1 rRNA gene is annotated in these 453 nt (G+C 32.2%); it reads right to left on the bottom strand.

Annotation, left to right across the window (positions count from 1 at the left end):
• Positions 1–453, bottom strand: a 16S ribosomal RNA gene (locus tag PTQ34_RS08795); the annotation flags it as partial.

Below are 453 nucleotides of genomic sequence, written 5' to 3'. Positions count from 1 at the left end.
GTCTCAGTTCCAGTGTGACTGATCATCCTCTCAGACCAGTTATGCGTCATAGCCTTGGTGAGCCATTACCTCACCAACTAGCTGATACAATATAGTCTCATCCTACACCGAGAGCTCTTAATAATACATATAAAAAAGTTTTAAAATTACTTTTAGTATTTTCTTTTAAAGAAAATCTTTTTAATTTGAAAACTTTCATATAATTTAGAATTTTTACAAAAATCTTTAAAAGCTAACTGCTTCGCTTTTTTTCGCTTTACTTTTGTAAAGCTTCAAAAAAGCTCATTGTTATCTTTTTAGCTTTTTGTTTTAAAATCTATTTTATATGCATTATTAAGAGCTACTTTCCCGACTTAACTTATGTTAAGAAGGAGTATGGAGTATTAGCAGTCATTTCTAACTGTTGTCCTCCAGTGTAGGGCAGATTAACTATACATTACTCACCCGTGCGCC

It is taken from the genome of Campylobacter magnus (assembly GCF_028649595.1).
GTDB lineage: Bacteria > Campylobacterota > Campylobacteria > Campylobacterales > Campylobacteraceae > Campylobacter > Campylobacter magnus.
Note: the sequence above shows the minus strand (reverse complement) of the source record. Positions and strands in the feature narration are given on the sequence as shown.